Here is a 15,540-nt window from a genome sequence, read left to right as displayed (position 1 = left end):
CTCGATCTTGCGAGTATGGGTGGCCAACGGGAAGAAGAGAGGGATTCGATGGCCGAGCTCGACCGACGGACAGTGCTACGGGGGATGGGCGGCGTGGCCGCGGTGGGGATGGGATCAGTCATGCTCGGCGCCTGCGGGACGTCCGGCAGCAAGCAGGACTCCGACGAGTGCGTCGCCAAGGACGTCTCGAGCACGGAGAAGAAGCTCGTGATCTCCAACTGGCCCGAGTACATCGACGAGGACGAGGACGGCTACGTCTCGACGCTCACGCAGTTCGAGAAGGACACCGGCATCAAGGTGGACTACACCGCCGACGTCAACGACAACAACGACTTCTACGCCAAGGTCAAGAACCAGCTGGGATCGTGCTCGACCACCAAGCGCGACATGTTCATCCTGACCGACTGGATGGCCACGCGGATGATCCAGTCCGGCTGGATCCAGAAGCTCGACAAGTCCAAGGTCCCCAACCTCGACGCCAACATCATCGACAGCCTGGCCAACGTCGGCTGGGACAAGAAGCGTGAGTACTCCGCACCGTGGCAGAGCGGCCTGACCGGGATCGCCTACAACAAGGCCAAGGTCAAGGAGGTCCGGTCGTTCGAGGAGCTTCTGACCCGGTCGGACCTCAAGGGCCGCATCTCGCTGCTCACCGAGATGAACGACACCATGGGCCTCACCCTGCTCAGCAACGGCGCCGACCCGGCCGACTTCAGCGACGACGAGTGGCAGGCCGCGCTCGACAAGGTCGCGAAGGCGCGGAGCGATGGCCAGGTCCGGGCCTTCACCGGCAACGAGTACATCCAGGACCTCGCCTCGGGCAACGTCGTCGCGTGCGAGGCATGGTCCGGCGACGTCGCCGCGGCCGAGGACGAGAACATCGTGTTCGTCACGCCTGAAGAGGGCCACATGATCTGGGCCGACAACATGCTGGTCCCCAACCTCGCGACCCACCAGGACAACGCCGAGAAGTGGATCGACTACTACTACCAGCCCGAGGTCGCCGCCAAGCTGGCCGCGTACGTGTACTACATCTGCCCCGTCAAGGGTGCCAAGGAGGCCATGGAGAAGATCGATCCTGACCTGGTCGACAACGAGCTGATCTTCCCGACCGCCAAGACGCTCGACGTCACGCACAACTTCATGGCGCTGGACGCCAAGAAGGAGCGCACCTACAACAACGACTTCCAGAAGGTCATCGGTGGCTGAGGTCGCCGAGCCGTCCGACGGCTCCCGCCCCCTGCGACTGACCGCACTGACCAAGGAGTTCTCGGCGTTCACGGCGGTCGACTCGCTGGACCTCGAGGTCCCCCAGGGTTCGTTCTTCGCCCTGCTGGGCCCGTCGGGGTGCGGCAAGACCACGACGCTGCGGATGGTCGCCGGGCTCGAGACCCCGACGTCCGGCACGATCCACCTCGGCGACCGGGACATCACGTACGACAAGCCCTACCGGCGTCCGGTCAACACGGTGTTCCAGAACTACGCCCTGTTCCCGCACCTCGACATCTCGCGCAACGTCGCGTTCGGCCTGCAGCGCCGCGGCGTCAAGGACGTCAAGCAGCAGGTGGCCGACATGCTCGACCTGGTCGAGCTGTCGTCGCAGGCGCACAAGAAGCCGGCCCAGATGTCCGGCGGGCAGCAGCAGCGTGTCGCGCTGGCCCGCGCCCTGATCAACAAGCCCGACGTGCTGCTGCTCGACGAGCCGCTCGGCGCGCTCGACCTCAAGCTGCGCCGCGGCATGCAGATCGAGCTCAAGCGCATCCAGACCGAGGTGGGCCTGACCTTCGTGCACGTCACGCACGACCAGGAGGAGGCCATGACGATGGCCGACACCATCGCGGTCATGAACCACGGGGTGATCGAGCAGATGGGCTCGCCGGCCGATCTCTACGAGAACCCGCGCACCACGTTCGTCGCCAACTTCCTCGGCCAGTCCAACCTCATCGAGGGCGAGATCAAGGGACGCGAGGGCGACCGCGTCGTCGTCGACGTGCAGGGCGCCCTCGCCTCGGTGCCGGGGGACCGCTCGCACGCGGAGTCCGGCCGCGGCTGGCTGGGCATCCGGCCCGAGAAGGTCCTGATCGCCGAGACCGGCGAGCGCCTGGACGCGCCCGGTGAGGTCATCACCGGCGGGCACGTCACCGACGTCAGCTTCGTGGGCGTCAGCACGCAGTACATGGTGCGGATGCCGTGGGGCCAGACGCTCATGGTGTTCGAGCAGAACACCGGAGCACGCCGGATGCTCGCGGTCGGCACCAAAGTCGACGTGTCGTGGCGGCCCGAGCACGCGTTCCTGCTCGACGCGAGCCAGGACGCGCACGCCGGGATCGAGGAGGGCTAGGTGACCTCGACCGCCGGGGTCGCTCCCGTCGACCCGCATCCCGGGGGCAGCACGACGCGCCGAGGTCGCCGGCTCACCGGTTACTGGCTGATCTTGCCGGCCGCACTGTGGCTGGCGCTGTTCTTCGTCGTCCCGTTCTTCACGCTGATCTCGACCAGCCTCTACGACCCCACCGGCTCGATCGAGACCGGCTACCAGGTCACGGGCCACGTCCAGAACTTCGCCGACGCATTCGGCCAGTACAAGCAGGAGCTGGGCCGGTCTCTGCTCTATGCCGGCATCGCGACGCTGGTGTGCCTGGTGATCGGCTACGTCCTGGCCTATGCCATCGCGTTCAAGGCCGGCCGCTACAAGAACCTCATGCTGGTCCTGGTGATCGCGCCGTTCTTCACCAGCTTCCTGCTGCGCACGTTGTCGTGGAAGCTGATCCTCGCCGATGACGGCTTCGTGGTCGACTTCGCCCGGCAGACCCACCTGATCGACCTCCTGCAGCTCCTGCAGCTCGTCGACGGCGAGCGGCTCCTCCAGACGCCGTTCGCCGTGATCGCCGGGCTGACCTACAACTTCCTGCCGTTCATGGTGCTGCCGCTCTACGCCAGCCTGGAGAAGATCGACGTCCGCCTGATCGAGGCGTCCAGCGACCTCTACGCCTCTCCGGCCAAGGGGTTCTTCAAGGTCACCTGGCCGCTGTCGCTGCCCGGCGTCGTCGCCGGCACGCTGCTCACGTTCATCCCGGCCGCGGGCGACTTCATCAACGCCGAGCTGCTGGGCAGCCCCAACGAGCGCATGGTGGGCAACTCGATCCAGTCGCTGTTCGACATCGGCGACTACGCCGCGGCCGGCGCCCTCTCGGTCATGCTCATGGCCATCATCGTCGCGCTGGTCCTGGTCTGGGTACGCACGTCAGGGACGGAGGACCTCGTATGACCGGCCTGCGCGCGGTGCGCCGCTGGGTGGCCGACCATCTCGTGCTCGGCCTGGGCCTGCTGGTCCTGGCCTACACCTTCATCCCGATCGCGGTCGTGGCGCTCATGTCGTTCAACGACGGCAGCACGTCGCGCAACGTCTACCGCTTCCGGGCGTTCACGACCGACAACTACACCAACGTCTGCGGGCCCAACGACCTGTGCTCCTCGGTGGCCTTGAGCGTGGGTATCGCCGCCGCAGCGACGCTCGGCGCGACGATCCTCGGCACGCTCGCCGCGTTCGCGTTGGTCCGCCACCGGTTCAAGGGCCGGTCGGCCGCCAACCTGATCATCTTCCTCCCGATGGCCTCGCCAGAGATCGTCATGGGCTCGTCGCTGCTCGCGCTCTTCGTGTCCTCGGGGTTCGCCGGCACGCTGGGCTTCGTGACGATCCTGATCGCCCACATCATGTTCTGCCTGTCGTTCGTGATCGTGACGGTCAAGGCGCGTCTCGGCGGCCTCGACGACAACCTCGAGCAGGCCGCGATGGATCTGTATGCGACCGAGTCCCAGACCTTCTGGCGGGTCACGTTCCCGCTGGTGCTGCCGGGCATCGTGGCAGCGGCGCTGCTGAGCTTCTCGCTGTCGTTCGACGACTTCATCATCACCAACCTCAACGCCGGCCAGTCCGTCACCTTCCCCATGTACGTCTGGGGTGCCGCGCAGCGCGGCGTGCCGATGCAGGTCAACGTGATCGGCACCCTGATGTTCGTCGTCGCGATCGTGATCGTGGTCGGCAACGAGATCGTCCGCCGCCGGCAGGAGAAGGCGCTGGCGCGCTAGGCACCAGGCATGCAAAGGCCCCCACCGCGGTGCGGTGGGGGCCTTTCGCGTGCATGGATCAGAGGTGGCTCTGTGCCTCGGTCAGCACCGATCGCAGGATCTGCTCCATCTCGTCGAAGTGGCTCTGGTCCGCGATGATCGGCGGCGAGAGCTGGATGACCGGGTCGCCGCGGTCGTCGGCGCGGCAGTAGAGACCGTTCTCGAACAGCGCCTTGGACAAGAACCCGCGCAGCAGGCGCTCGGACTCGTCGTCGTCGAACGTCTCCTTGGTGGTCTTGTCCTTGACCAGCTCGATGCCGTAGAAGAACCCGTCACCGCGGACGTCGCCGACGATGTCGAGGTCGAGCAGCTTCTCGAGCGTCGACCGGAACGCGCCCTCGTTCGTGCGGACGTTCTCGTTGAGCTTCTCGCGCTCGAAGATGTCGAGGTTCGCCATCGCGACGGCGGTCGACACGGGGTGCCCGCCGAACGTGTAGCCGTGGGCGAAGCTGTTGTCGCCCTGCAGGAACGGCTCCATGACGCGATCGGTCGCGATCATCGCGCCGAGGGGGGAGTAGCCCGACGTCAGGCCCTTGGCGCACGTGATCATGTCAGGCACGTAGTCGTACCGCGTGGCGCCGAACATCTCGCCGAGGCGGCCGAACGCGCAGATGACCTCGTCCGACACCAGCAGCACGTCGTGCCGGTCGCAGATCTCGCGCACCCGCTGGAAGTAGCCAGGCGGGGGCGGGAAGCATCCGCCGGCGTTCTGCACAGGCTCGAGGAACACCGCGGCGACGGTGTCGGGGCCCTCGGCGATGATCGCGTCCTCGATCTGGTCGGCGGCCCAGTCGCTGAACGCCTGCAGCTGCTTGTCCGAGTCGGCGGAGTCGCCGACGGCGTAGTCGGGCGCGCGGTAGAAGTTGGTGTTGGGCACGTGGACCGTGGAGGGCACCAGCGGCTCGAACATCTGCTTGAGCGCGGGGATGCCCGTGATGGACAGCGCACCGTGGGGGGTGCCGTGGTAGGCGATCTGGCGGCTGATGACCTTGGTCTTGAGCGGCTTGCCGGTCAGCTTGAAGTACTGCTTGGCGGCCTTCCAGGCCGTCTCGACGGCCTCACCGCCACCCGTGGTGAAGAACACCCGGTTCAGGTCGCCGGGAGCGTACGAGGCGACGCGCTCGGCGAGCTGGATCGCCGTGGGATGGGCGAAGGTCCAGAGGGGGAAGAACTCCAGCTCACCGGCCTGCTTGGCGGCCGCCTCGGCGAGCTCTTCTCGGCCGTGCCCGGCCTGGACGACGAACAGTCCCGCGAGCCCGTCGAGGTACTTGCGCCCCTTGGCGTCCCAGATGTACATCCCGTCGCCCTTGGTGATGATCGGGATGTCGTGGGACTCGTCGTAGCTGCCGTGCCGGGAGAAGTGCATCCAGAGGTGGCGCTTGCCCGCCTTCTGGAGCCGGTCGTAGTCCTCGTCGCTGTAGTTCATGTCGCCATCTTCGCAAGAGGCGCCCCCGTATGACAAGGGAATCAGTCGTACGATCTGTCATTTGATTCGGATTCCGTTGCCTCTCGCGACGAGGTGGGGTTGGATGGAGTCATGGATCGGACCTTCATGAACGTCATCAACGGGGAGCTCGTCCCCGCGGCGAGCGGGACGACGTACGAGGTGATCGACCCCTCGACCGGGCGGGTGTACGCCTCGGCGCCGCTGTCCGGGGCGGAGGACGTCGACCAGGCGTTCGGCGCTGCCGCCACGGCCTTCGAGACCTGGCGGGACACCACACCGTACGAGCGCTCGAAGATGCTGCACCAGCTCGCGCGCGCCATCGAGGAGCGGGCGCAGGAGATCGTCGACGTGGAGTCGCGCGACACCGGCAAGCCCAAGGCGCTGACGATGACCGAGGAGATCCTCGGCCAGGCGCTCGACGCGATGACGTTCTACGCCGGCGCGGCGCGCGTGCTCGAGGGAAAGTCGGCGGGGGAGTACCTGCGGGGGCACACCTCGATGATCCGCCGCGAGCCCATCGGCGTCGTGGCCCAGGTGACGCCGTGGAACTATCCCTTCGTCATGGCGATCTGGAAGATCGCGCCGGCGCTGGCCGCGGGCAACACGATCGTGCTCAAGCCCAGCGACACCACGCCCGCGTCGACGACCCTGCTGGCGGAGATCGCGCAGGAGTTCCTCCCGCCCGGTGTGTTGAACGTGGTCTGCGGCGATCGCGACACGGGCCGCGCGCTCGTGACCCACCCGACGCCGCAGATGGTCGCGATCACCGGTTCGGTGCGAGCCGGCATGGAGGTCGCCGCTGCCGCAGCGGCAGACCTCAAGAAGCCCCACCTCGAGCTCGGCGGCAAGGCTCCGGTCGTGGTCTTCGACGACGCCGATCTCGCGGCCGCAGCAGAGGCCATCGCCGGTGCCGGCTACTTCAACGCAGGTCAGGACTGCACGGCGGCGACCCGGGTGCTGGTCCACCCCAGGATCGCCGGCGACTTCACCGCTGCGCTGACCGAGGCGGCTCGCGCCACCCGCGTCGGCATGCCCGACGACGACGTCGACCTCGGCCCGGTCAACAACGCCAACCAGCTCGCGCACGTCAAGGAGTTCATCGACTCGCTGCCGGACCACGCGACGCTCGAGACCGGCGGGTCCCGGGTCGACGCCCTCGGCGACGGCTACTTCTTCGAGCCGACGGTCCTGTCAGGGCTGCAGCAGAACGACCACGCGAGCCAGGACGAGATCTTCGGCCCGGTCATCACGGTGCAGCAGTTCAGCGACGAGGACGAGGCGGTGCGCTGGGCCAACGGGGTCAAGTACGGCCTGTCGTCGTCGGTGTGGACCAAGGACCACGGGCGGGCGATGCGGGTGTCCCGGCGGCTCGACTTCGGGTGCGTGTGGATCAACACCCACATCCCGATCGTCGCCGAGATGCCCCACGGCGGCTTCAAGCACTCCGGCTACGGCAAGGACCTGTCGATGTACGGCCTCGAGGACTACACCCGCATCAAGCACGTCATGACCAACCTGGACGCCTAGCCGGGCCGGGGAGAGGTGATGGCGGAGCAGCACGACACGATCGTGGTCGGTGCCGGGGTGGCTGGGCTGACGGCGGCCCGGCTGCTGTCGCGGGCGGGCCGGCGAGTGGTCGTGCTGGAGGCCCGCGACCGTATCGGCGGCCGCGTGTGGACCGAGCGGCGGGACGGACGCGCCACGGACCTCGGTGCGTCGTGGATCCATGGGATCACCGGCAGTCCCGTCGCCGCCGCTGCGGCGGCGTTCGGGATGCGGATGCAGGAGTTCACGGTCGGTGGCTACCAGCCGGACGGCCGACCGATCGCCTACTACGGCCCGTACGGCCAGCGCCTGTCGGACGCCGAGGCCCGAGGATTCGTGGACGACATCCATGCGGTCGACGCGCTCCTGCCTGACGTCATCGCGGCCTCCGCTGCCGAGGCGTCGTACGCCGAGGTCACCGAGGACGTCCTCGCGTCGACCGGGTGGGACGACGACCGCGCCCAGCGGGTGCGTGAGTACCTCCGGCACCGTTCGGAGGAGCAGTACGGCGTGGCGAGCGAGGACCTCGCGGCGCACGGACTCGACGACGACGTGATCGACGGCGACGAGGTGGTGTTCCCAGACGGGTACGACCGCCTGCCCAAAGGGCTTGCGGCGGGCCTGGACGTCCGCCTCGGACACGTCGTGTCGCACGTGCGATGGAGCTCCAACGGTGTGGTCGTCACCGTCGGTACGAGCGAGATGTCGGCGCAGTCCGTCATCCTCACGGTGCCGGTCGGGGTGCTGCGCAGTCCCGACCTCGTCATCGAGCCCCCGCTGCCCGAGCCCGTCGCCGGCGCCCTGAGCCGGCTCCGGATGAACGCCTTCGAGAAGGTCTTCCTGCGGTTCCGGACCCGGTTCTGGGACGAGGGTGTCTACGTCGTGCGGCAACAGGGGCCCGAGGCCGCGTGGTGGCACTCCTGGTACGACCTCACCTCGTTGCATGGCGTCCCGACCCTGCTGACGTTCGCGGCCGGCCCCGCGGCGGTCGCCACGCGCGGGTGGGAGAGCTCGCGGGTCGTGGAGTCGGTGCTCGCGCAGCTGCGGCGGCTCTACGGTGACCGGGTCGAGGAGCCGGTCGAGGTGCAGGTGACCGACTGGCAGGGTGACCGCTTCGCACGCGGCTCGTACGCGTACATGGCGGTGGGGTCGACGACCGCGGACCACGACGACCTGGCCACACCGGTCGGCGGGGTCCTGCACCTCGCCGGCGAGGCCACCTGGACGGACGACCCGGCGACCGTGACCGCCGCCATGGCGTCGGGCCACCGGGCCGCGGTCAACGTCCTGCAGCGCGACATCCCGATCGAGCAGGCGTGGACGACGGGCTGAGCAGATCGCGGCGGCTCGAGCACGACACCGCACTACCTGCCCCGCCTGCACTATCCTGACCGCGTCCAGCCGAAGGAGCCCGCATGCCCAAGCGCGAGATCGTCCCTGAGCCGATCGTCACGGTGATCGACGACTACGACGGCAAGGAGCTGCATCCCGACACCCCGCCGGAGCGCTACCGGATCAACGGTCGGACGTACGACCTCTACCTCTCGGACGAGTCGAAGAAGGCCGTCGACGACTTCCTGCGGAACCTGCTGGACGGCGCCGACGAGGTCCGCGACTTCGGACCGTCGCGTCGCCGTGGCGGCAGCTCAGGAGTCACGATCCGGGACGGCTACACGATCCAGGACCTGCGTGAGTGGGCTCGGGCCAACGGCCACCAGGTCAGCGACAACCGGCGGGCGCCGTCGAAGGTCATCGAGGCGTTCAACGCGGCTCACTCCTGACCGACGCGCTGCGGAGGTCTCAGTCCGGTGGTTCGGCCGGATCGTGATCGGAGTGGATCTTCTCGCCGACCCGATCAGGGCTGGTGGGAGTGGGCTCGCCCTCGGCGTTCTCGGTGCTGGTGGGCGCCGTCGGTGCCGTGGGATCTGCCGGGGGCTGCGTCGGGTCGTCCTCGGCCGGGTCGGGGGACATCTGGCTCATGGGTCGTCCTCTCGGTTGGTGGACGAGTCGTACCCCGGGAGGCACGGTTCACCCGTGGGCCGGAAGGTCAGAGCAGCCCGGCGTCGTGCATCGCGATGGCCACCTGCACGCGGTTGGTCACGTCGAGCTTGGTGAAGATGTGCGAGATGTGCGCCTTGACGGTGGCAACGCTCATGTGAAGCTCTGCGGCGATCTCCGCGTTCGACGAACCGGCACCCACGGCGATCGCGACCTCTCGCTCGCGGTCCGTGAGACCGGCCACCCGCGACCTCGCCAACACGTCGCTCTGCTGGTCGGGCGCCGCGTCGGTCACCTGGCGGATGAGCTGCTGCGTGATCGTCGGCGAGAGCATCGGCTCGCCGGCGACGACCTTCCCGATCGCTGCCACGATCTCCGCCGGTGGCGTGTCCTTGAGCAGGAAGCCGTTGGCGCCGGCCGCCAGAGCCCGTACGACGTACTCGTCGGCGTCGAAGGTCGTCAGCACGATGACCTTCGGGGGGTCGGCGAGGGCGAGGATCCCGGACGTCGCCGCGATGCCGTCGAGCACCGGCATGCGGATGTCCATCAGCACGACGTCGATGCCACCGGCTCGCACCGCGTCGACAGCCAGCTGCCCGTCGGCGGCCTCGCCGACGACCGTGATGGTGTCCGACCCGCCGAGGATCAGTGCCAGCCCGGCCCTGACGAGGGGGTCGTCGTCGACCAACAGCACTCGTGTGGTCATGGCGCCGGTTCCGAGCTCATGCGGGCCACGGTAGCCACGCCTCGACGAGGAACTCGCGCCCAGGGGTGATGCGGTGCGTCATGCGGCCCCCGACGAGGGCCGCACGCTCGGCCAATCCGATCAGGCCGAGCCCGGACTCGGGTGCGTCGGCGCCGACCGTGCCGACCTCGAGGGGGTTGGTGACCTGGACCAGCAGACCCGCGGAGGGACTGCCCGTCACCAGCACCGTGATCAAGGTGTTGGGCGCGTGCTTGCGGGCGTTCGTCAGGCTCTCCTGCACGATCCGGTAGAGGGTCCGACCGATCGTGTCGGGGATGCCGTCGAGCTCGACGAGCTCATCGGTCTGGATGCGCATGCCGGTCCCCGCAGCCTCGGCGAGGAGCGCCGGCAGGTCGGCCGCAGAGGGCTGCGGCCGCTCGGGGCTCGCGTCGCCGGTGTCGTCGCGGAGCAGGCCCAGGACGTCGCGCAGCTCGACGAGCGCCTGGTGCGAGGCCTCCTGGATCACGCCGGCCGTCGCCCGCATCTCCTCGGCCGTGAGGTCCTCGCGGTACGTCAGCGCGCCCGCGTGCATCGTGACGAGCGAGATGCGGTGAGCCAGCACGTCGTGCATCTCGCGGGCGATGCGCCCGCGCTCGGCCGTGCGTGCCTGGGTGACTCGCGCTGCCTGCTCGGCCTCTGCCGACCGGGCGCGCTCGTGCAACGTGGCGAGCAGCTCCCGGCGCGAACCGATGTACATGCCCCAGCCGACGGTCACGGCGACGATCGCCAGGATGAACGGAACCGTGAAGGCGAGGGTGTCGCTGTTGATCGGGTTGTAGCTCTCCAGCACGAACCCGGCGACCAGCGCCAGGAGTCCGACGGGGAGGATCTCGCGCCACCGACGGCGGGTGGCCAGGGAGACCAGTGCCAGGGTCGCCGGACCTGCGGACGTCCACGACACGAAGGACGTGGCGTTGAGGACGGTGGCAACGGCCAGCGGGAACCGGCGACGCCACGCGACGATCACCAGGCCCGCGAGTCCCAGCCCGAGATCGGTCCAGAACCACCACCGGTGGTTCTCCCACTGCCACTTCGCCACCTCGAACCACGCGAGCCCCGAGACCGCCAGCATGAGCGCGTAGCGCCAGGCATGGCTCCACCAGCGGAGCCGGGGCTGGTTGTCGATGGCCTGCACGTACCAAGGCTAGGGCGGATCCGCCCCTCACACGACGGCCGAAGGGCCGGGGCGGCCTCATACTTTCGGCTATCGGATCGTGACCGCTGGGCCGATGACCGGACGCCGACGGCAGGGCAGACTCGGTGTCATGATCACAGTTGAAGGACTCACCAAGTCGTATGGCGGCTTCAAAGCCGTCGACAACGTCTCGTTCGAGTGCAGGCCCGGAGCGGTCACCGGTTTCCTCGGTCCGAACGGCGCCGGCAAGTCGACCACGATGCGCATCATGGCGGGACTGACTCCGGCCAGCTCCGGTGCCGCCCTCGTCAGTGGGGTTCACTACTCCGACATTCCCAACCCCGGCACGCAGGTCGGTGTCCTGCTCGACGCATCCGCCCAGCACGCCGGCCGAACCGGGCGCGAGATCCTCACACTCAGCGCCCTGACGATGGGCCTGCCGATGTCCCGCGTCGACGAGATGCTCCAGCTCGTCAGCCTCACGTCCGAGGAGTCGAAGCGCCGGGTGAAGAACTACTCCCTCGGCATGCGCCAGCGCCTCGGCATCGCGAACGCGCTCCTCGGCGATCCCAAGATCCTGATCCTCGACGAGCCCGCCAACGGGCTCGACCCCGCCGGCATCCACTGGATGCGCAGCCTGCTGCGCGAGTACGCCAACCGTGGCGGCACCGTGCTGCTGTCGTCGCACCTGCTGCACGAGATCGAGGTCATCGCCGACGAGATCATCGTCATCGGCAATGGTCGCATCGTGGCGCAGGGCACCAAGGCCGAGCTCCTGCAGACCGCGGGCACGTTCGTCAAGGCCGGTGACATGTCGGCGCTGGCGAATGCGCTGACCACCGCGGGCATCACGGCCTCTCCGTCCGGCGACGGCGGACTGCGAACGGAGTCCACGCCCGAGCAGGTCGGCAAGGCCGCTGCGTCTGCCGGCGTCGCCCTGATCGAGCTGAGGCCCGCCGAAGGCGCAGGCCTCGAGGAGATGTTCCTCGAGCTCACCTCCGACACCCAGCGTGAGAAGAACACACCCGAAGGAGCCCAGGCATGAGCGCCACCGCAATCGCCATCGACACCAACCGGCCCGGAGTGCCCATGAGCCGGCTCGTCAGGGTGGAGCTGCGCAAGATGTTCGACACCCGTTCGGGCTTCTGGCTCATGATGAGCATCGCCATCGTCGCGGCGCTCGCCACGATCGGCTGCATCCTTTTCGTTCCGAACGAGAATCTCGAGTTCGCCGTGTTCGGATCGGCTGTCGGCTTCCCGATGGCGATCCTGCTCCCGATCGTCGCCATCCTGGCAGTCACCGGCGAGTGGAGTCAGCGCACGGGACTCATCACGTTCACCCTGGCGCCCAATCGCGGTCAGGTCATCTTGTCCAAGGCGATCGCGGCGGTCATCGTCGGCGTTGTCTCCATGATCCTCGCCTTCGCCATCGGAGCCATCGGCAACGTCGTGGGTTCGCTCCTCAATGGCGTGGACATCGTGTGGGACGTCTCGATCGGGGACCTGCTGCTGATCATCCTCGGCAACGTCCTTGGCCTCTTGGTCGGCTTCATGCTCGGAGTGCTGATCCGCAACACCCCCGGCGCGATCGTGGCGTACTTCGTCTACTCGTTCGTCCTGCCGACGATCTTCGGCATCCTCGCCGAGCTGGTCGACTGGTTCAAGGACATCCACCTGTGGATCGATTTCGGTGCGGCCCAGACCCCGCTGTTCGACGGCGGATTCGACAATGGTGAGCAGTACGCCCAGCTGGGTGTCTCCGGCCTGATCTGGCTGGTCATCCCGCTGACGATCGGCGTCTGGTCCGTACTCAGGTCCGAGGTCAAGTAGCAGGCTCCCGGGGCGGAGGGGGCGCGGCGACAGGACATCCCTCGTCTGCCGCCGCCCCGGGGCACACCCAGGATGGCGACTCCCGCGAGGGGGTCGCCATCCTGCACGTCCGGCGCCGTAGGTCAGCGGTGGGCCATCAGGGAGAATGGGCGGCATGCGCAAGCGTGTCGCCATTCTCGGCTCAACGGGGTCCATCGGGACCCAGGCCCTCGAGGTCGTCGCCGCCAACCCCGATCGGTTCGAGGTCGTGGCACTGGCTGCCGGTGGCGCCAACCCGCGGCTGCTCGCCGAGCAGGCGATCGCGCACGACGTGCCGCTCGTGGCGGTCGCCCGGGCCAGCGCGGCCGAGGACGTCCAGCTGGCGCTCTACGCCGAGGCGCAGCGGCAGGGGTACGCCCACGGTGACCACCGCGTCCCGCGGCTGCTCGCGGGCCCCGACGCCGCCGTCGACATCGCCCGGATCGACTGCGACGTGGTCCTCAACGGCATGACGGGAGCCGTCGGTCTGCTGCCGACCCTCGCGGCGCTCGAGACCGGGACGACCTTGGCCCTGGCCAACAAGGAGTCGCTGATCATCGGCGGCGAGCTCGTGATCGGCGCCGCCAAGCCCGGGCAGCTGGTGCCCGTCGACTCCGAGCATTCTGCGCTCGCCCAAGCCATGCGGGGGGAGCGGCGCGACGAGGTCCGCCGCCTCATCGTCACCGCGAGTGGTGGCCCGTTCCGCGGGCGTACGCGCGCCGAGCTCACCGACGTCACGCCCGAGCAGGCCATGGCGCACCCGACGTGGGACATGGGACCGGTCATCACGATCAACTCGGCGACCCTGGTCAACAAGGGCCTCGAGGTCATCGAGGCCAACCTGCTGTTCGACATCGGCTTCGACCACATCGACGTCGTCGTGCACCCGCCCTCGATCGTGCACTCGATGGTCGAGTTCGTCGACGGGGCCACGATGGTCCAGGCGTCGCCGCCGGACATGAAGCTCCCCATCGCGCTCGGCCTGGCGTGGCCCGACCGCGTGCCCGAGGTCGCCGCCGGCTGTGACTGGACGCAACCAGCGACTTGGGAGTTCTTCCCGCTTGACGACGAGGCCTTTCCTGCCGTCAGCCTCGCGCGCAAGGCAGGCACCTTCGGACGTACGGGGCCGGCCGTGTTCAACGCCGCCAACGAGGTGTGCGTCGACGCGTTCGTCGGCGGGCACTTGGACTTCCTCGGCATAGTGGACACGGTGGGCGTGGTCCTCGACGAGCATCTCGGCGACCCGGACGTGGCCCGCCAGGACCTGACCCTCGATGGCGTGCTCGGCGCCGATGCATGGGCCCGCACCCGGGCCGCGGAGCTGGTGGAGAGACGATGAACGACGCAGTGATCTACGCCTTGGGTGTCGTCGCGTTCATCATCGGCGTGGCGGTCTCGATCGGGCTGCACGAGCTGGGCCACATGTACCCCGCCAAGAAGTTCGGCATCAAGGTCACGCAGTTCTTCGTCGGCTTCGGCAACACCCTGTGGTCGGTCAAACGGGGCGAGACCGAGTACGGCATCAAGTCGATCCCGCTGGGCGGCTACGTGAAGCTCGTCGGCATGCTGCCGCCGGCCAAGGACGCCGACCCGCACGAGGTGCGCAAGACCAACACCGGGCTGTTCACGCAGCTCATCTCCGACGCCCGCAGCGCCGAGTACGAGCACGTCGAGGACAAGGACCTCGACCGGCTCTTCTACCGCAAGCCGTGGTGGCAGAAGCTCATCGTCATGGCCGGAGGGCCGACGGTCAACATCCTGATCGCCGCCGCACTGTTCGCCATCGTCTTCATGGGCTTCGGGGCGATGAAGCCCACGACGACGGTGCAGGCGGTGTCCGACTGCGCGATCAGCGACGCCGAGGCCGGTCGTACCTGCCGGGCCGACGATCCCGTCACGCCGGCCAAGAAGGCGGGCCTCCTCGCCGGTGACCGCATCACCTCGTTCAACGGCCAGGAGATCTCCTCGTGGGACGACCTCACCGAGCTGATCCGTGCCAACGGGTCCCGTGAGGCGACGATCGGCTTCGAGCGAGACGGTCGCGAGCGCGAGGTCGAGGTCGCGACGTCGGTGCTGGCGCGTGCAGACGTGGACGATCCGACCAAGACCGTCAACGTCGGCTTCCTCGGGGTGATCGCGACCGAGGAGATGCAGCGTCAGGGTCCGGGCTACGTCTTCTCGACCATGGGCACGTACGTCAAGGACACCGCCGTGGCGATCGCGCACCTGCCGCAGCGCATGGTCGACGTCACCAAGGCCGCGTTCGGTGCCGATCGCGATCCCGAGGGACCCATCAGCGTCGTCGGCGCGAGCCGTGTCGCCGGCGACCTGGTGACGGTCGACGACCCGACCTGGTCCGAGCGCGTCCAGCGCATCCTGGTGCTGCTCGCTGGCCTCAACCTGTTCCTCGCCGTCTTCAACTTCATCCCGCTGCTGCCGCTCGACGGCGGCCACATCGCCGGCGCGCTCTACGAGGCCCTGCGGCGTGGCGTCGCGAAGGTGCGGGGCCGGCCCGACCCCGGCTACGTCGACGTCGCGAAGATGTTGCCCGTCGCCTACGCCGTGGGTGCCCTCCTTATGCTGATGAGTGTGATCCTGATCTACGCCGACATCGTCAACCCCGTGAAGCTGAGCTGACCACCATGACCTCACCCCACGGAACCGCTCGTGCCCTCACGCTGCGAGTCGGCCTCC

General features: G+C 68.3%; 15 protein-coding genes. 11 read left to right on the top strand and 4 right to left on the bottom strand.

From position 1 onward, the window contains the following. The first annotated feature begins 48 nt into the window (after nt 1-48). Genes AB0N22_RS06870 through AB0N22_RS06855 form a run of 4 tightly spaced genes read left to right on the top strand, consistent with a single transcriptional unit; the run spans nt 49 to nt 4,089 of the window. Nucleotides 49-1,209, top strand: coding sequence for a spermidine/putrescine ABC transporter substrate-binding protein (locus AB0N22_RS06870; protein WP_364637474.1), 1,161 nt, complete (start codon nt 49-51; stop codon nt 1,207-1,209). Continuing rightward, complete coding sequence (locus AB0N22_RS06865) at nt 1,202-2,341, top strand: ABC transporter ATP-binding protein (RefSeq protein WP_364637472.1); 1,140 nt, start codon at nt 1,202-1,204, stop codon at nt 2,339-2,341. The genes AB0N22_RS06870 and AB0N22_RS06865 overlap by 8 nt, the downstream gene beginning before the upstream one ends. Further along, nucleotides 2,342-3,268 (top strand): ABC transporter permease, encoded by a 927-nt coding sequence (locus tag AB0N22_RS06860; RefSeq protein WP_364637470.1) that lies wholly within the window; start codon nt 2,342-2,344, stop codon nt 3,266-3,268. Beyond that, entirely contained in the window at nt 3,265-4,089 is an 825-nt protein-coding gene (locus AB0N22_RS06855; protein WP_364637468.1) for an ABC transporter permease, read from the top strand. The genes AB0N22_RS06860 and AB0N22_RS06855 overlap by 4 nt, the downstream gene beginning before the upstream one ends. A gap of 58 nt (nt 4,090-4,147) precedes the next feature. On the opposite strand, the gene AB0N22_RS06850 is transcribed toward AB0N22_RS06855, so the two are convergent. Next, nucleotides 4,148-5,554, bottom strand: coding sequence for an aspartate aminotransferase family protein (locus AB0N22_RS06850; protein ID WP_364637466.1), 1,407 nt, complete (start codon nt 5,552-5,554; stop codon nt 4,148-4,150). 111 nt (nt 5,555-5,665) lie between these two features. Here AB0N22_RS06850 and AB0N22_RS06845 point away from each other — a divergent pair, with 111 nt between their 5' ends. The 3 genes from AB0N22_RS06845 (at nt 5,666) to AB0N22_RS06835 (ending at nt 8,901) form a co-directional block, all read left to right on the top strand. Beyond that, nucleotides 5,666-7,102 carry a gamma-aminobutyraldehyde dehydrogenase gene (locus tag AB0N22_RS06845; RefSeq protein ID WP_364637464.1) on the top strand — a complete coding sequence of 479 codons (1,437 nt, stop codon included), beginning with the start codon at nt 5,666-5,668 and terminating at the stop codon, nt 7,100-7,102. Between the two features lie 18 nt (nt 7,103-7,120). Further along, nucleotides 7,121-8,452: an NAD(P)/FAD-dependent oxidoreductase gene (locus AB0N22_RS06840; protein ID WP_364637462.1), complete on the top strand. Its 1,332-nt coding sequence runs from the start codon at nt 7,121-7,123 to the stop codon at nt 8,450-8,452. Between the two features lie 83 nt (nt 8,453-8,535). Next, nucleotides 8,536-8,901, top strand: a complete 366-nt coding sequence (locus AB0N22_RS06835; protein WP_364637460.1) for a histone-like nucleoid-structuring protein Lsr2 — start codon at nt 8,536-8,538, stop codon at nt 8,899-8,901. Nucleotides 8,902-8,920: 19 nt separating this feature from the next. On the opposite strand, the gene AB0N22_RS06830 is transcribed toward AB0N22_RS06835, so the two are convergent. From AB0N22_RS06830 to AB0N22_RS06820, 3 genes are all read right to left on the bottom strand, one after another. Continuing rightward, entirely contained in the window at nt 8,921-9,100 is a 180-nt protein-coding gene (locus tag AB0N22_RS06830; RefSeq protein WP_364637458.1) for a hypothetical protein, read from the bottom strand. A 67-nt stretch (nt 9,101-9,167) separates the two neighbouring features. Further along, nucleotides 9,168-9,824, bottom strand: a complete 657-nt coding sequence (locus AB0N22_RS06825) for a response regulator transcription factor (protein WP_364637456.1) — start codon at nt 9,822-9,824, stop codon at nt 9,168-9,170. A 16-nt stretch (nt 9,825-9,840) separates the two neighbouring features. Next, entirely contained in the window at nt 9,841-10,998 is a 1,158-nt protein-coding gene (locus AB0N22_RS06820) for a histidine kinase (RefSeq protein WP_364637454.1), read from the bottom strand. A gap of 130 nt (nt 10,999-11,128) precedes the next feature. Here AB0N22_RS06820 and AB0N22_RS06815 point away from each other — a divergent pair, with 130 nt between their 5' ends. The 4 genes from AB0N22_RS06815 (at nt 11,129) to AB0N22_RS06800 (ending at nt 15,483) form a co-directional block, all read left to right on the top strand. Then, on the top strand, nt 11,129-12,043 hold the full coding sequence (locus AB0N22_RS06815) for an ATP-binding cassette domain-containing protein (RefSeq protein ID WP_364637452.1): 915 nt from the start codon (nt 11,129-11,131) through the stop codon (nt 12,041-12,043). Next, nucleotides 12,040-12,828: an ABC transporter permease gene (locus AB0N22_RS06810; RefSeq protein ID WP_364637450.1), complete on the top strand. Its 789-nt coding sequence runs from the start codon at nt 12,040-12,042 to the stop codon at nt 12,826-12,828. The genes AB0N22_RS06815 and AB0N22_RS06810 overlap by 4 nt, the downstream gene beginning before the upstream one ends. Nucleotides 12,829-12,982: 154 nt before the next feature. Continuing rightward, the gene (gene dxr, locus AB0N22_RS06805) at nt 12,983-14,185 is read left to right on the top strand and encodes a 1-deoxy-D-xylulose-5-phosphate reductoisomerase (protein WP_364637448.1); all 1,203 of its coding nucleotides are present in this window, start codon (nt 12,983-12,985) and stop codon (nt 14,183-14,185) included. Beyond that, nucleotides 14,182-15,483, top strand: a complete 1,302-nt coding sequence (locus tag AB0N22_RS06800) for a M50 family metallopeptidase (protein ID WP_364637446.1) — start codon at nt 14,182-14,184, stop codon at nt 15,481-15,483. The genes dxr and AB0N22_RS06800 overlap by 4 nt, the downstream gene beginning before the upstream one ends. Nucleotides 15,484-15,540 lie beyond the last annotated feature (57 nt).

It is taken from the genome of Aeromicrobium sp. NPDC092404 (assembly GCF_040684095.1).
Lineage (GTDB): Bacteria > Actinomycetota > Actinomycetes > Propionibacteriales > Nocardioidaceae > Aeromicrobium.
This window is presented reverse-complemented; position numbering and strand designations above follow the sequence as displayed.